The following is a 16,229-nucleotide window of genomic DNA, read 5'->3' on the forward strand; positions in this document are numbered from 1 at the left end:
CGGCGCTGGCGCAGCGGCCGCAGCCCATGCCCTGGTCGGCCGAGGTCGCCGCCGGCGGCGACCAGGTCGAGATCCGCCTGCGCGGCGACGGCCTGCCCGCGGCGGACGCGCTCGACGCGTTCGCCGTACAGCCGCAGATCCTCGCGAACACGCCGGTGCGGATCGCCGCAGCCGAGGGCGTGCTGACGATAGCCACCGCCCACAGCGACTATTTCCAGACGCCGACAGCGCCGTTCGACCTCGTGCTCGTGCAGCGCAAGGGCAGCGACGTACGCGCCTGGCAGGTCCGCGCGGCCTGGCCCGGCGCGGACCTGCCAGGCGCCGCTGCGGGCGGATCCGGGACACCCGCTTCCGCCGATCCGGGACATCCACTTTCCGGCCAGTCCGGCGGGGATTCGGGCGCGAATCCAGGCCCCCCACTTTCCGGCCGATCCGGAACCGACCGGTCCGGGACACTCGCGCCCGCCGCGGGCGACGGAACCGCAAGCGGCCTGCTCGCGGCGGTGCTGCTCGCGCTGGCCGGCGGGCTCGTGCTGAACCTCATGCCCTGCGTGTTTCCGGTGCTGTCGCTGAAGGCGCTCGGCCTGGCCGAGACCGCGCATGCGCCGGCCGCCGCCCGCCGCGACGGACTGGCCTATCTGGCCGGCGCCGTGGCCGGCTTCATCGCGCTCGCCGCGGTATTGCTAGCCTTGCGCGGGGCCGGGAACCAGCTCGGCTGGGGTTTCCAGCTGCAGTCGCCGACCCTCGTCGCGGTGCTCGCCTACCTGATGGTCGCGATGGGCCTGAGCCTGTCGGGCGGCTTCGTGATCGGCGCGCGGCTCGGCGGTATCGGCCAGTCGCTGACCGACGGCGGCGGCGCGCGTCCGGCCTTCTTCACGGGACTGCTCGCCTGCGTCGTCGCGAGCCCGTGCTCCGCGCCGTTCATGGGAACCGCGCTCGGTTATGCGCTGACCCAGCCGGCCGCGGCGGCGCTGGCCGTGTTCGCGGCGCTCGGCGTCGGCCTGGCGCTGCCGATCGTCGTGCTGAGCTTCGTGCCGCTGCTCGCGCGCTGGCTGCCGCGGCCCGGCGCCTGGATGGACACGTTCAAGCAACTCATGGCCTGGCCGCTGTACCTGACCGCGATCTGGCTGGTCTGGGTGCTCATGCACCAAGTCGGCGCGGATGGGACGGCGCTGGTGCTGGCCGGACTGGTCGTGCTGGTCGCGGCGCTGCTGCTCCACGGCCGCGGCCAGCTGCAGGCCCACGGCGCGGCCTGGCGCCGCGCGGCCGTGGTCGTTCTGCTGCTGCTCGCGTTCGCGCCGCTGGCTGCGATACCGCGGCTGGCCGCGCGCCCCGCCGCGACCGGCGACGCCGCCACCGGCGAACTCTGGCAGGCCTGGACCCCGCAGCGCCTGGACGAGCTGCGCCGCGGCGGCGAGCCGGTCTTCGTCAACATGACGGCGGCCTGGTGCATCAGCTGCCTGGCCAACGAACGCGTCGCGCTGTCGTCGGGCACGTTCGCCGACCGGCTGCGCCGCGACGGCATCCATTACCTCAAGGGCGACTGGACCAGCCAGGACGCCGCGATCACGCGCTATCTCGCCGGATTCGCGCGCAGCGGCGTGCCGCTCTACGTGGTCTACCCGCGCGGCGGCGGCGCACCCGAAGTGCTGCCGCAGCTGCTCACCCCCGGCCTGGTCGACGCGGCGCTGACGCGCGCGGCGGCCGGCGCCTCCTCGCCACCCGCCACCCGGAGTCCACCATGAAACTGATTTCCGCGATGCTCGCTGCCGCACTGGCCTGCACGGCCGTGCCGGTCCTCGCCAAGGTCGAAGTCGGCCAGCCGGCGCCGGCCTTCAGCCTTGCCGACAGCAACGGCAAGACGCGCAGCCTCGATGAGTTCAAGGGCAAGACCGTCGTGCTCGAATGGACCAACGCCGAGTGCCCGTTCGTCAAGAAGCACTACGGCAGCGGCAACATGCAGGCGCAACAGAAAGAAGCGACGGCGTCCGGCGTGGTCTGGCTGTCGATCAACTCGGGCGCGCCCGGCAAGCAGGGCCAGCTCGACGGCGCCGGCGCGAACGCGCTGATCCAGACCAATCACAGCGCGCAGACAGCCTACCTGCTCGATCCCGAAGGCAAGGTCGGCAAGGCCTACGGCGCGAAGACCACGCCGCACATGTACGTCATCGACGGCCAGGGCGTGCTGCGCTACATGGGCGGCATCGATTCGATCCAGAGCGCCGAACAGAGCGACATTCCGAAGGCGACGCAGTACGTGAAGCAGGCCCTGGCCGAACTCTCCGGCGGCAAGCCCGTCAGCGTGCCGGTGTCGCAGCCCTACGGCTGCTCGGTCAAGTACGGCAGCTGACGCCCCGGACAGTTCTGGCTGGAACGGGAACGGGAGGGCGATTTCGCCCTCCCGTCTTTTTCAGCCGAACCGTCCGCTCACTGGAAACCGTCGGCGAAGATGCCGTCGGTCGTGATGCGTTGGACCTGGCCGTTGGAGCGCGTGATGTAGACGTTGCCGTCGACGTCTTCGCCGAAGCCATAGACCGATCCCGTGCCGAGGCCGGTCAGCCGGTTGATGCCGCCGGAATCCCAGGTGCTGCCGGTGGATTCGGACCACCACAGGTCGCTGCTGCAGGAATCGGCGTAGAAATAAGTGCCGCGCATCGGCGCATACGGTCCGCGGTAGACGAAGCCGCCGGTCACGGCACAGCCGGCGGAATGACTGTATTCGAGCACCGGCGCGACGGTCGAGGTCGTCGACGGACAGGTCGTGCCCGTTCCCGACGTCGTGAAGTAATGCCGTCCTTCGCAGCGGCTCCAGCCGTGGTCGAGACCGCCGACGCCGTCGGCGCTGACCGTGATTTCCTCGTAACTGCCCTGGCCGACGTCGCCGATGACGAGGCGGCCGTCGAGGCGGTCGAAACTGAAGCGCCAGGGATTGCGGAAGCCGTGCGCCCAGATCTCGTCGCAGGTATTGCTCGTCGCGACGTGCGGGTTGCCGGCCGGAATCGAGTATTCGGCCGGCGAGATGCCGTTGGAGCCGCACATGTCGGCGCTGACCGTGCCGCCGCGGTTGTCGACGTCGATGCGCAGCATCTTGCCGAGCAGGTAGTACTGGGTCCCCGACGGATTGGTGCCGCAGCTGTTGCGGTTGTTGTCCGCCGGCTTCTTCCAGAGGCATTCGGCGAAGCCGTGCGGGTTGTTCTGCGCACCGCTGTCGCCCGAGGAGACGTACAGATAGCCGTCGCGGCCGAAGTGGATGTCGCCGCCGTTGTGGTTGCCGGCGAGGTCCGGAATGCGCAGCACGATCGTGCCGTTGGTGTCGGCCACGTCGGAATCCAGCGACGGCACGGTATAGCGCGCGACGACCTGGTCCGGCGTGTCGCCGAGCATCGGGTCGGACGACGGGCGCGTGTAGAAGATGTAGAACTCGTCGTTGTGCGGCAGGCCGACCTTGCCGAAGTTCGGATGGAAGGCCAGGCCGAGCAGGCCGCTTTCGCTGGCGGCGGTGACCGAACGCGTCAGGAACGGCGTGGGTAGCAGGGCGCCGTTCTTGACGACGCGGATCGAGCCGCCCTTTTCGACGACGAACAGGCGGCCGCTGCCGTCGTTCGGCGCACGCAGCGCCACCGGGGTCGAGAACGTGGTCGAGGCGTTCGGCACGCGGGCCAGGAAGAGACCGGCGGGCGGCGCGGCCAGGCAGGTCGATGATGCGGCCGCCAACAAGGCGGCCGCCGCTGATGCAGCAGTGAGGCGCATGGTGAAGCTCCGTCGCGAGAGGCGCTCCGTTTTACGCCGCCCCCCGTGTAGAAACCAGCACGACGTCGCGCCGGCGTGACGGCGCGCACATCGGTTCAGACCTGCGGCCGTTTCAGCCGGATCAGCGCGGAGATGTCCTCGTCCGCATGGCCGCGGGCCATGAGCTCGGCGTAGTCGGCCAACGACTTCTCGATGACGCTGCGGTCGGTGCCCGCGGCCAGCGCGAGCTCGCGCACGATACCGAGGTCCTTGTGCAACAGGCCCAGCTTGAAGCCGACCGAGAACTGGTTCGCCAGCATCGTCGCGCCGCGCTTTTCGAGGAACCAGTTGCCGGCCGCGCCGGCGCCGAGCGTCGGCAGCAGCGCGGCCGGATCCAGCCCGAGGGCCTCGCCGAGCGCGAGGCCCTCGGTCACGGCCTGGGCGATGCCGGCGATCAGCACCTGGTTGACGGCCTTGGTGTTCTGGCCGGCGCCGACCGGGCCCATGTGCGTGACGCGCGCCGCATAGGCGTCGAGCACCGGGCGCACGCGCTCCACTGTCGCGACGTCGCCGCCGGCCATCACCGAGAGCTTGCCGTTCTTCGCGCCTTCGACGCCGCCGGACACCGGCGCGTCGACGAAATCGCCCGCCGCCGCACGCAGCAACTCCGCGGCCGCACGCGCGGTCGTCGAGGACACGGTGGAATGGTCGACGACGACGGTGCCCGGGGCCGCGTTCGCCGCGATCGCGCGGCTCACGCCGAGCACGTCGGCGTCGGCGCTGACGCAGAGCGCGATGACATTGCAATTTTGTGCAATTGTATCGACGCCGGCCGCGACGACGCCGGCATGCCCGGCCGCGAAGCGCTCGGCCTTGTCGCGGCTGCGATTGGCCACGGCGGCGAGCAGGCCGCGCTGGTGGAGGTGGGCAGCCATGGACCAGCCCATGGCGCCGAGGCCGACGAAGCCGGCGCGGATCGCTTGCATAGGAATTCGATGCGGGAGAATGGAACGGAAGCGCAAGCAAAGCGCATACCACCGCGCGGTTGCAAGAGCGGCGGCGGCGACTTTGGTCGCAGCGCCGCAAGAATTGCGGCACATCGCGAGACCGCGAGGCGGCCGCGAGCGGCGGTGCCGCATTCGCCGGCCGTGGTGAGCCGCCGGCGAACCGCCTCGCCGGCACCGCGCCCGCCACGCGTTCTTCCGCGACAAGCGGACCGCGACCGTCGCCGCTAACGGGCGGCGAGCCGGACGGTCGCCCAGTGCGCGAGCGCCTCGCGGCCTATCTTGGCGTTGTGACGGATATCGACCGGGAACCGCGCATGGAACAGCACGTCGGCGATGCCGCGCGTATGCGCGAACTCGGCCGCGCGATTGCGCGCCTCGGCCTCGATGCGCTCGGCCGCATCGGCCGCCGCGGGCTCGAGCTCCAGCAGCAGCACCGGCCGCTGCGCGCCCGGCGCGCCGACGCCGACGAACGCGCTGCGCCGCACGCCGGCGATCGCGTTGAAGATCGGCTCGACCTGTTCGGTGTAGACGTCGCCGGCCGCCGTGCGCACGCGCTGCGACTTGCGTCCGCAGAACCAGAGCCGGCCCTGCGCGTCGAAATAGCCGAGATCGCCCATGCGGTGCACGACGCGCGCGCCGTCGCGGATCTTCGCCAGCGCCGTCGCCGCGGGCCGCGCGTGGTAGGCCTCGGTCGTCGTCGGTCCGGCGACGGTGATCTCGCCGACTTCGCCGACGCGGAGCTCGCGCACGCCGCTCCAGTCGGCGATGGGCTCGTCGCTGATCGCGATGATGCGCACGCAGTTCGCCGCGAGCGGCCGGCCCACGCAGGTGCCGGCGCCGCGCTCGGTCAGCGCGCGCGTGTCCTGCAGCAGCTCGGCGCTTTCGATGACGGCCAGCGGCAGGCATTCGGTCGCGCCGTAGGGCGTGTAGATTTCCGCGCCCGGATCGAGCCAGGGCCTGAGCCGTGCGAGTATCGCCGGCGCGACCGGCGCGCCGGCCGATATCACGCGGCGCAGGCCCGGCAGACGCACGCCTTCGCGCTCGCAGTGCCTCGACAAGGTGTCGAGCAGCGCCGGCGAACCGAACAGCATGTCGACCCCGTAACGCGTTATCGCCGCGACGAGCTTGTGCGGATCAGCGCTCGCCGGCCGCGTCGGATCCATGTCGGGAATCACCGAGGTCGAACCGAGCGCCGGATCGAACAGGGCGAACGGCGGGAACGTCGGCATGTTGACGTGGCCCGGCTGCAGCGCGAAGGCCTCGCGCAGCAGCTCGACCTGGGCCAGGAAATGCCGGTGCAGGTATTCCACGCCCTTGGGCACGCCAGTCGAGCCCGACGTGAACAGCACGGCCGCGAGCTCGTCGGGCCGCGTCGGCGCGGCGGCGAACGGCGGCGCCGGCACGTTCTCGCGCAGGCGCGCGAGGCGGTGTCCGCCCCAGCCGAACGGTCCGCCGACGGTCACGACGATGCGCACCGACGCGCGCGCCCAGCCGAGCACGAGCCGAGCGATCTGCGCGAGCGGAATGCCGACGAACGCCGTGGGCGCGGCCTCGGCCAGGCATTCGCGCAACGCACGCTTGTCGATGCCCGGATCGATCAGCACCGGCACGGCGCCGAGCTTGAACAGCGCGAACATCAGCGAGAACAGCTCGCGGCCGGGCCGCACCATCAGCGCCGTCTTCATGCCGCGCACGATGCCGGCCGCCGCGAGCGCCGCGGCATCGCGATCGCTGGCCGCATCGAGCTCGGCATAGCTCATGTCGAGATAGTCCGGCAGCGCCGGACCGCGCGACGCATGCCGCGGCACGCGCAGCGCGATCGCGTCGGGCCGCCGCCGCGCCATCTCGCCGAGTGCGCTCGCGATGTTCGCTGCATCGCTCATGCGGCGCTCCGGTCGACCTTGTTCCCTTTCCCCCCGGCGCAAACGCGCCTGGGGAGAGAGGACTTCAATTGCTGCGGTTCGGCGGCGCCGCGGCGAAGCGCCGACGTGCGCGCCGGAACGCGATTCCGCAAGCTCACGACAACCGCCCCGCTCCTGCATTCGCCGCCGGAGCGCTCCGCCGCCGATAAGCCAGGTACAGCGTGAACAGCAGCGTGGCCAGCGAGATCGCCGCCCACACGACGGTCCAGATCAGGGCCGGAACGCCGGTGGCCTGGGCCATGCTCAACGCATCGGTCTGCACGTTGCTGGCCGCGGACAGGCGCAGCAGGGTGAACAGGCTGTTGAATCCGTCGAGCACGAGCTGCAGCGCGAGCACGAGCAGCACGACGTCGCTCCACGGCGGCCGCAGCCGGTAGCCGGCGAAGAACGTCGCCGCGGCGAGCGCGAGTCCGCTGACGATGCCGAACAGGTTGCGCACGAACAGCAGGCAGAGCAGCCCCAGCGCGATGCCGAGGACCATCAGCAGCACGCGCGAGGCCGCGCCGCGCGCGGCGAGCAGGACCAGCACGCCGCCGAACACGGCGCTGCCGATGTAGCCCGCGCTCGAAATGATCCAGCGCCAGCCGCCGGCGGACCAGGCCAGGCCGGACAGGTCCGGGCTGACCGTGAAGCGGTGGAAATCGCCGCCGGTCGCGAGCGCGGCGAGACCGTGGCTGATCTCATGCACGAAGGTGCCGAACAGGCGGAACGGATAGACCACGAAGCCGATGCCCGGGATCTGCCAGAGCACGAGCAGCAGTACCGCCAGCGCGGCCAGGCCGGCCAGTTCGCCCCAGCGCCATCCGTCGGAGAATCCGCTCATGGGCGTGCCTCGCTCGTGGTCAGGCAGTGCGTTGCAGGAAGTCGCGGACGGCCGGAACCAGCTGCTCGTGCGCATCCTCGAGCAGATAGTGGCCGGCCTGCGCGTACTCGTGCGCTTCGGCGCCCGGAAAGCGGCGGCGCCACTCGGCCAGGAAAGCCCTGTCGAAGACGAAGTCGCGCAAGCCCCAGGCGATCAGCATCGGCCGGTCGCCGAACTGCGCCAGCTCGTTGCCGGTGCGTTCGACCAGCGACCAGGCGCGGTCGCCGGGGCCGAGCGGTATGTCCTGCACGAAGCGCAGGGTCGACAGGCGGTTGGCCGGCGTGTCGTACGGATGCAGGAACGCGTCGCGCACGTCCGGCGCGAGCGGCCGCGTGACGCCCCAGCGCGCGGCGCCGCGCGCGAAGGCGTTGTGCTGCAGGATCAGCCATTCGCCGAGGCGCGAATCGCGGCCCAGGCGCAGCGCGGCTGGAATGCGCCGGCCCTTCGGATTCGGGAATGCGGCGGTGTTCGTGACGATCAGCCGCGCGACGCGTTCGGGCCGGCGGCAGGCCCAGGCCAGGCCGATCATGCCGCCCCAGTCGTGCACGGCCACGGTCCAGCCGCGCTCGGGTGCGCCTTCGTCGATCAGGTGCTGCACGAGCGCATCGAGGTCGTCGACGCGCGACTGCAGGGTGTAGGCGTAGCGGCTGTCGTCGGGCTTGTCCGACAGGCCCATGCCGATGTGGTCGGGCACGATGCAGCGATGCGTGTCGCGCAGGCCGAGCACGAGGCGGCGCCAGTAGTACGACCAGGACGGATTGCCGTGCAGCATCAGCACCGGCGGCGCGCTGCGCGCGCCTTCGTCGAGGTAATGCTGGCTCAGGCCGTTGGCATGGGTGAAACGCAGACCCCGGAACGGGTAGTCGGGCAGGACAGGCATGCGCGGCGTCGGCACTCGTCAGGCGGCGCTAGCCGCGGCGGCGGCATGATAGCCGAGCCCGTGCCGGTTTCCCGCACACGGGAGGCCGCGGGCACGGCCTTACCAGACGACTTCGGCCATCGAGCAGTTCAGGCCCGAGCCGATGCCGAGCAGCGCGACGCGCTTGCCCTTCTCGAGACGGCCCATCTCCTTGAGCTTGGACAGCACGATCGGCACCGAGGCCGGACCGATGTTGCCGTGCTCCGGGAAGATCGCGTGCACCTTCTTCGGATCGATGCCGAGCAGGCGGCAGAACTCTTCGGTGTGCACGCGGCTGATCTGGTGGATCACGAACTCGTCGAGCTCGTCGATGGCCCAGCCCAGCGCGGCGCGCGCGGCCTGGAACGTCTTGCCGGCCAGCTTGAGGCCTTCTATCAGCAGGCTGCGCGTGTCGGTGATCATGCGGTCGAGATTGCCGCGGCACAGGTGCGAGAACTCGGTCGCGGCGCGCGTGACCGAGCCGAGGAACTGGTGGCCTTCCGGCAGCAGCTCGGCGCGGCCCATGACCATCGCGGCGGCGCCGGAGCCTAGCGTCAGCGAGGCGAATTCGCTGCGGAATTCCTTTTCCTCGATGTCCGGCGAGAGCATGCGTTCGATGGTCTTCTCGGTGATGAGATTGGAGGTCTCGCCGTCGACGATCAGCGCGTACTCGATGTCGCCGCGCTCGATCATGCGCGCGGCGATGTCCATGCCGTTGAGGAACGCGAGGCAGGCGTTGCCGACGTCGAAGTTCTGGCAGGTGTCGGCCAGGCCGAGGTTGCCGTGAATGATGCTGGCGGTCGACGGCTCGAGGTAGTCGCGGCAGACCGAGGTGTTGATCAGGATGCCGATCTTCTCGTGCGGCACGCCGGATTCGGCGAGGGCCTTCTGCGCCGCGGCGGTCGCAGCTTCCGACGGCAGGGTATCTTTGTCCCAGATGCGCCGCGCGTGGATGCCGGCGATGTCCTCGAGCACGTTGTCGCGTATGCCGAGGCGCTCGATCGTGGGCTTGAGGCGCTCGTTGAGTTCGGCCGAAGTCAGACGGACGGGCGCGTCGATATGAGCAACGCTGGCGATGGCGACGTGCTTGAAGAGCATTGGAGGAGGTGCCGCTGGAGGGTGACCGCGAAGGCTATAGCCTACGCAGGGTCTGAACAAGTCTCCGGCGGCCCGGCCGGACCGCCTCGCGCGGCCGGTTCCGGGCCTCGGCGACGCAGGTTCGGACACAGGCGCAAGCGTCGCGGCTGCAGAACGCATGACGCGGTCGAGGCCTGGCGGGCGCTGCGCCCGGCCGGCGCCGCAGAGGACATTGCCGCGTCCCGGAAAAATCACGCGGACACAAGGAGTTGCCGCCCGGCTCCATGCGGCCGCGGCTGGCACGCCGGCTGCGAGAGGCAAGACGGCGCCGGCGCCGTGCGAGCATTCAGATTGGGCCGGCTAAGGTTCCACGTCGTCCGTTTGCCGGGAGGGAAATCATGAAACCAGGGACTCGATTCATCGCGGCCGGCCTGCTGGCCCTCGGACTCGGCGCGCCGGCGGCCGCCGTCCGCGAGCTGCAGGGGCAGGCGCCCTCCGGCGCCCATTACGCCATCGCCGTGCCCGACGGCTGGCAGCCCGGCGACGGTCTCGTGCTGTATCAGCACGGCCTGAACTTCTCCGTCGATACCGACCCCGGCCTCGGTCCGCTGCGCGACGTCGCGCTGCAGGAAGGCTATGCGGTCGCCGGTTCGGGTTTCAGCACGCGCGGCTGGGCGCTGCTGCAGGCCGTCGACGAGAACAAGGAACTGCTCGACATCTTCCGCCGCGACGTCGGCGATCCCGGCGAGCTCGTGCCGTTCGGCGGTTCCATGGGCGGACTGATCGCGCTGAAGCTGGCCGAAGACCGCGAACTCAATCCGCTGATCAAGGGCGTGCTCGCGCTGTGCCCGCCGGTCGCCGGCTCGCGCGCCTGGGACAGCGGCCTCGATCTGCGGCTGGCCTATGACCTGGTCTGCGCCGACGTCGACAACGGCCGCCTGAAGACCGGCGCCGAGCCCTATCCCTGGGCCTACAACCTCGACGACATTCCCGACAATCTCGAGAACCTCGAGCTCGATCCGGACGTGCGCAGCGCGCTGCTCAGCGTCACGGTCTGCACCGGCATCACCTTGCCGCAGAGCATCCGCACGAACGGCATGCGCGAGCGTCTCGCGCGGCTGCAGCGCATCAGCGGCATCCAGGACGAACGCTTCCTGCTGACCAACATCGCCTATTCCACGTTCGTGCTCAGCGACGTGCTGCGCGCGCCCGACAAGATGGGCGAGCGCAATCCGTTCGGCAACATCGGCGCGGCGTATTCCGACGCGGACCTCGACAGCCGCATCCGCCGCGTCGCCGCGCAGCCGGCCGCGGCCGTCGAATTCGACTGGCATTCCGACTTCCGCGGCGACGTCGGCGCGGCCAAGATCCTGTCGCTGCATACCAGCGGCGACGAGCTCGTGATTCCGCAGCACCAGTACGTGCTGCGCCAGAAGACGCCGGAATCGCAGCTGCTCAGCGCCGTCGTGCGCGAGAGCGCGCCTAGCCATTGCGGCTTCTCCGACGCCGAGGGCCAGGTCGCCTGGGAGGCGCTGCGCCAATGGAAGGACGGCGGCGCCAAGCCGACGGTGACGCAGCTGCAGCAGAGCTGCCTCGGCATCGCGGCGAGCGGCGAATGCCGCTTCGACGACACCTACGTGCCGGCCTCGTTCGACGCGCGCGTGCCGCCGCGCGCCGCGCCCGTCGCGGTCGACGCGCGCTTCAGCGGCAGCTGGTTCGACCCGTCGCGCAGCGGCGAGGGCATCGCGCTGGAAGTGCTCGCCGGGGGACGCGCCATTGTTTATTTCTTCACCTTTCCGCCAGCCGGCACGCAGCCGCCGCAGGCCTGGCTGGTCGGCGACGGCAAGGTCGTGCCCGGCGGCATCGCGTTCGACACGGTCTACCACCGGCCGAGCCGGCCCGACGGCGGCGCGGTCTCGCCCGACCCGACCGACTGGGGCCGCCTGTTCATCGGCTTCTCCGACTGCAACACCGGCGAGCTGCGCTGGGAAGGGCCGCCCGCCTGGGGCCGCAGGACCGTGCCGCTGACGCGACTGACCGCGCTGACGGGCCTGGGCTGCGGCGACGGCGGCGCCGCGCCGCGCCAGGCCAGCGGCTCCTGGTTCGATCCGAGCCGCGGCGGCTCGGGCTTCCACGTCGAGCAGTTCGACGGCGACCGTTTCCTGGTCATGTACTACGGCGCACCCGGCAGCAGCGACTTCGTCGGCTGGGCCAGCGGCGTCGGCCGCGGCGATCTCGCCGCCGGCGCGACCGTGGACCTGGCCACGGTCACCGGCCCGGCGTTCGGCGACGGCTTCGATCCGGCCGCCGTGGTCAATCACCCGGGCGCGCTGAGCCTGCAGATCCGGCTAGGCTGCAGCGACGGCACGGCGACGTTGACGCCGGCCGGCGGCGCGCCCGCCGCGCTGAACCTCGAACGGCTGACGGCGCCCGACGGCGCCGCCGCCTGCAACGGCAACTGACGAGACCCGACGACAATGAAAAATCCGCTGCTGCTCTGCGCCGCGCTGGCCGCCCTGGCCGGCTGTACCTGGGTCAAGCTCGAGGACGGCGGCGCGCACGTGCGCGTGGCCTACGACGGCCGCGTCGACGGCTGCGACAAGGCCGGCGAGGTCAGCGTGTCGGTCAAGGACCGCATAGGCCCGTACGACCGCAACGATCTCAAGGTCAAGGACGAGCTCGAAACGCTCGCGCGCAACCAGGCCGTGAGCCTGCCGGCCGACACGCTCGTCGCACTCGGCGAACCGCGCAACGGCGAGCAGTCCTTCGCCGCCTACCGCTGCGGCAGCGCCCGCGCCGCGAACGCCGCGCGCCGGCAGGCTCCGGACGCACCCGCGCGCGGCAAGGGCGAGGAAGCACAGACGTTCCCGGTACGCTGAGCGGCGCCGGAAGAAATCTGCGTTGTGGAAAAAGTGAGATCGAGCGCTGCAACGCGCCGCTGACCGCCGCAGCGCCGATCTCGTTCGCGCGGAGCCTCAGCGCACGACCTTGCCGTCCGCGTCGACGACCTTGACCTCGCCGAGGTTCAGCGCACGCACGCCGGCCTCGATCCTGGCCAGGTCGCCGACGACGACCCAGGTCAGCGCGTCGGGGCGGACCACTTCCTTCGCGGCGGCGCGGATGTCGGCTTCCTTCTGGTTCTCGACGCGCTGCTTGAAGGTCTGCACGTAGTCGTCGGGACGGCCGTGGCGCACGATGTCGATGACGGCGCCGAGCACGGCGCCGGTCGTCTCGAAACGGCCCGGCAGCTCGCGGATGTCGTTGTTGCGGACCTTGTCGATCTCCTCGCGCGTGACCGGCCGCGAGCCGGCGATGTCGCGCGTCTCCTTGAGCAGCTCGGCGATCGACTCGGCAGTCTTGTCGGTCTGCACCGGCGCGTAGAGCAGGAACAGGCCGGGACCTTCGGCGGCCGGAATCAGGCTGCGCACGCCGTAGGCCCAGTGCTTGTCCTCGCGCAGGTTCATGTTCAGGCGCGAGGTGAAATTGCCGCCGAGGATCGCGTTCATCGTGCCGATCTCGAGGTAGTTCGGCGCACGCGCCGACGGCGCGGTCTCGCCGGCGAGGATCAGCGACTGCTGCGCACCGGGGCGGTCCATCAGGAACACGCGCGGCTTGGCCGGCTGGGCGACGTCGGCGACGACGGGCTTGCGCAGCGGCGCGGCCGGCGCCTTCCAGTCGCCGAACACCGCGTCGAGCTCGCGCGTGATCTCGGCCAGGGTGACGTCGCCGGCGATCATGATGCGGGCGTTGTCGGGGCGGATGAAGTCGCGGTGATAGTCGGCGAGATCCTGCGGCGTCAGCGCGCGCACCGACTCGACCGTGCCCGACCCGGTGAACGGAATCGCATACGGATGGCCGGCGCCGTAGACCAGCGGCGGCAGCAGGCGCATCGCGATCGAGACGGGCTGCGTACGTTCCTGCGCGATGCCCGACAGCCAGAGCCCGCGCACGCGCTCCATGTCGGCGGGCTTGAAGGCCGGATTGCGCACGATGTCGGCGAACAGCGCGAGCGACGGCGCAAGCTGCGCCTTCAGCGCGTTCATGCTGACCGCGTTGACGTCGAGATCGGCGCCGGCGCTGATGCCGACGCCGAGTTCTTCCTGGCGCTTGGCGATCTGCAGCGCATCGAGCGAGCGCGTGCCTTCGTCGAGCATGGACATCGTGAACGACGCCGTACCGAGCTTGCGCTGCTGGTCCGAGGCATAGCCGCCGTCGAACTGCAGGCTGAGCTGCACGACCGGCACGGCGCTGCGCCGCGCGAGCACGACTTCGATGCCGTTGCGCAGCTTGCCGCGCTCCAGCGCCGGGAAGCTCAGGTCCGGGAAGCGATCGACCGTCGGCAGACCCTTGCTGCGGTCGACGGTGTCGGCCGCGGCCGCATAGTCGGGAAACGGCTCGACGACGAGCGTGTAGTCACCGCGCGCGATCCAGGTCTTCGCGGCGGCCTGCACGTCGGCGACCGTCGTCGCATCCATGCGCGCGAGCGACTTCTTGTAGGCGGCCGGGTCGCCGGCGAACACCTGGCCTTCGGCCAGCACGCGCGCCTTGCCGCCGCCGCCGACTTTCTCGACGCTGCGCACGAGGCCGGCCAACGTCGCGGTCTTCACGCGCTTGAGCTCTTCCTCGGTCGGCCCCTTGTCGAGGAAGCGCTGCCATTCCTCGGCCAGGATCTGCTCGACGCGCGCGGGATCGACGCCCTGCTTCACGTCGACCTCGACGCCGAACAGGCTCGCGAGCTCCAGCGCCTGCACGTCGACGCTGACCGAGTCGGCGAGCTGCTCGCGGTAGATCAGACGCTCGTAGAGGCGCGAGGTCTTGCCGCCGCCGAGCACCGCGGCGGCGAGCTGCAGTCGCGTCAGATCGGCGGTATGCCGCGGCGGCACGTTCCAGCTGCGGTAGATGCGCACCTGTGCGACGCGGTCCTGGGCGACGTCGCGCGTGGACTCGCTGCGCGGCGCGATCCAGGCTTCGCGGCGCGCCAGCGGCGGCCCGGCGCCGATCGCGCCGAAGTATTTCTGCATCTTCTCCTTCGCCGTCGCGACGTCGATGTCGCCGGCGAGCACGACCGTCGTATTGGCCGCGCCGTAGTAGTCGCGGAACCACTGCTTGACGTCGTCGAGGCTGGCCGCGTTGAGGTCGTCCATCGAACCGATGGTCTCCCAGCGGTACGGATGACCTTCGGGAAAACTGGCCTGCAGGATGCGTTCGTAGGCGAAACCGTAGGGTTCGTTGTCGCCCTGGCGCTTCTCGTTCTGCACGACGCCGCGCTGCTCGTCGAGCACCTTCTGGTCGATCGCGCCGAGCAGATGGCCCATGCGGTCGGACTCGAGCCACAGGGTCATGTCCAGCGCCGTCGTCGGCACGGTCTCGAAATAGTTCGTGCGGTCGGCGTTGGTCGTGCCGTTGCGGTCGGTCGCGCCGACCTGCTCCAGCGGACGGAAGAATTCGTCGCGATAGTTTTCCGAGCCCTGGAACATCAGGTGCTCGAACAGATGGGCGAAGCCGGTCTTGCCCGGCCGTTCGTCCTTGGAGCCTACGTGATACCAGACGCCGACCGCGACCACGGGCGCCTTGCGGTCTTCGTGCACGACGACCGTGAGGCCGTTGGACAGCTGGAATCGTTCGAACGGAATGTCGATGGCGTCGGCCGTCGTGGGCGCCGCGAAACAGCGGCCGGCGGCGAGCAGCAGGCCAAGGGTCAGTGCTGGCGTCTTGCGCATGAAGAGCTCCCGAGGAAATTTCGCCGTGGCGATCGGTCGAGGCTAGCGACGGCCGCCACGACGTGCAATCGGCCGCAGACCGCGCGCGACCGGTGAAGTTCAGCCCGCCGGCCGAGGTTGCATCGATGCTCGCCGCTGACGCAGCATGCGGTTCGTCGCCGCCGCCAGGAGCCGGACATGCCCGTCGCCATCGTCAGCGGAGCCAATCGCGGCCTGGGCCTGGAACTCGTGCAGCAGCTGCTGCAGCGCGGCTGGCGCGTGATCGCCGCCTGCCGCAAGACGCAGGTGCGGCGGCTGACCGAACTGGCCGGCAGCCATCCGGGCCATCTGCACGTGATGCCGCTGGACGTGACCAGCGAACGTTCGATCGCGGCCTTCGCCGGCGAGGCCGCGCTCGTCACCGATCATGTCGACCTGCTCGTCAACAATGCCGGCGTGCTGATTTCGGGGGAGCGCTTCGGCCAGGTCGCCGCGAAGTCGCTGATGGAAAGTTTCGCGGTCAACGCGGCCGGCGCGCTGCTGCTGACCCAGGCCTGCGCCGGACTGCTGAAGCACGCCGGCGGCGCGCGCGTGGCGAATGTGTCGACGATCATGGGGTCGATCGCCGGCACCGACACGTTCCGCACGCCGAGCTACGCGGCTAGCAAGGCTGCGCTGAACATGGTCACGCGCCTGCTCGCCGCCGAGCTGTCGCCGCAGCGCATCGTCGTCGCTGCATTCCATCCGGGCTGGGTGCAGACCGACATGGGCGGCGCGAACGCGCCGCTGGCAGTGGACCAGGCCGCGACCTTGCTGATCGACCGTGCGCTTGCGCTGCGGCCCGCCGACGCGGGCCGCTTCATCGCGAGCGAGGACGGCCGCGACATACCCTGGTGATCAACCGGCCTTCGCGGCCGGCGCCGCCGGCGGCGCCGGGAAGCGCACGGCCGGACCGGCCGGTTCGACACCGGGAGCCAGCGCCGCGGGCGCCGGCGTGCCGGCCTTGCCGAGCGCCTGGACGTCCAGCCAGGTCGC

12 protein-coding genes are annotated in these 16,229 nt (G+C 70.6%); 5 read left to right on the plus strand and 7 right to left on the minus strand.

The window, feature by feature from the left end; genetic code table 11:
* Positions 1–1,745, plus strand: a 1,745-nt coding sequence (locus tag NON22_RS10090) for a protein-disulfide reductase DsbD family protein (RefSeq protein ID WP_257386805.1), incomplete at its 5' end; no start/stop codon positions are given.
* Positions 1,742–2,350: a thioredoxin family protein gene (locus tag NON22_RS10095; protein ID WP_257386806.1), complete on the plus strand. Its 609-nt coding sequence runs from the start codon at positions 1,742–1,744 to the stop codon at positions 2,348–2,350. The genes NON22_RS10090 and NON22_RS10095, both read left to right, overlap by 4 nt.
* A 77-nt stretch (positions 2,351–2,427) precedes the next feature.
* Here NON22_RS10095 and NON22_RS10100 read toward each other — a convergent pair whose 3' ends face one another.
* From NON22_RS10100 to NON22_RS10125, 6 genes are all read right to left on the minus strand, one after another.
* Entirely contained in the window at positions 2,428–3,750 is a 1,323-nt protein-coding gene (locus NON22_RS10100; RefSeq protein WP_257386807.1) for a PQQ-dependent sugar dehydrogenase, read from the minus strand.
* A 95-nt stretch (positions 3,751–3,845) separates the two neighbouring features.
* The gene (locus NON22_RS10105; RefSeq protein ID WP_257386808.1) at positions 3,846–4,715 is read right to left on the minus strand and encodes an NAD(P)-dependent oxidoreductase; all 870 of its coding nucleotides are present in this window, start codon (positions 4,713–4,715) and stop codon (positions 3,846–3,848) included.
* A 245-nt stretch (positions 4,716–4,960) separates the two neighbouring features.
* The gene (locus tag NON22_RS10110) at positions 4,961–6,619 is read right to left on the minus strand and encodes a fatty acid CoA ligase family protein (protein ID WP_257386809.1); all 1,659 of its coding nucleotides are present in this window, start codon (positions 6,617–6,619) and stop codon (positions 4,961–4,963) included.
* 133 nt (positions 6,620–6,752) lie between these two features.
* Complete coding sequence (locus NON22_RS10115) at positions 6,753–7,481, minus strand: M50 family metallopeptidase (RefSeq protein WP_257386810.1); 729 nt, start codon at positions 7,479–7,481, stop codon at positions 6,753–6,755.
* Between the two features lie 19 nt (positions 7,482–7,500).
* Positions 7,501–8,400, minus strand: coding sequence for an alpha/beta fold hydrolase (locus NON22_RS10120; RefSeq protein ID WP_257386811.1), 900 nt, complete (start codon positions 8,398–8,400; stop codon positions 7,501–7,503).
* Between the two features lie 99 nt (positions 8,401–8,499).
* Positions 8,500–9,516, minus strand: coding sequence for a 3-oxoacyl-ACP synthase III (locus NON22_RS10125; RefSeq protein WP_257386812.1), 1,017 nt, complete (start codon positions 9,514–9,516; stop codon positions 8,500–8,502).
* A 377-nt stretch (positions 9,517–9,893) separates the two neighbouring features.
* Here NON22_RS10125 and NON22_RS10130 point away from each other — a divergent pair, with 377 nt between their 5' ends.
* Entirely contained in the window at positions 9,894–11,957 is a 2,064-nt protein-coding gene (locus NON22_RS10130) for a hypothetical protein (RefSeq protein WP_257386813.1), read from the plus strand.
* A gap of 15 nt (positions 11,958–11,972) precedes the next feature.
* The gene (locus NON22_RS10135; RefSeq protein WP_257386814.1) at positions 11,973–12,374 is read left to right on the plus strand and encodes a DUF4156 domain-containing protein; all 402 of its coding nucleotides are present in this window, start codon (positions 11,973–11,975) and stop codon (positions 12,372–12,374) included.
* A 96-nt stretch (positions 12,375–12,470) separates the two neighbouring features.
* Here NON22_RS10135 and NON22_RS10140 read toward each other — a convergent pair whose 3' ends face one another.
* The gene (locus tag NON22_RS10140; protein ID WP_257386815.1) at positions 12,471–15,215 is read right to left on the minus strand and encodes a M16 family metallopeptidase; all 2,745 of its coding nucleotides are present in this window, start codon (positions 15,213–15,215) and stop codon (positions 12,471–12,473) included.
* A gap of 177 nt (positions 15,216–15,392) precedes the next feature.
* Here NON22_RS10140 and NON22_RS10145 point away from each other — a divergent pair, with 177 nt between their 5' ends.
* The gene (locus tag NON22_RS10145) at positions 15,393–16,091 is read left to right on the plus strand and encodes an SDR family oxidoreductase (RefSeq protein ID WP_257386816.1); all 699 of its coding nucleotides are present in this window, start codon (positions 15,393–15,395) and stop codon (positions 16,089–16,091) included.
* Positions 16,092–16,229: the final 138 nt, after the last annotated feature.

Origin of the sequence: Tahibacter caeni, assembly GCF_024609805.1 — a bacterium.
Classification (GTDB): domain Bacteria; phylum Pseudomonadota; class Gammaproteobacteria; order Xanthomonadales; family Rhodanobacteraceae; genus Tahibacter; species Tahibacter caeni.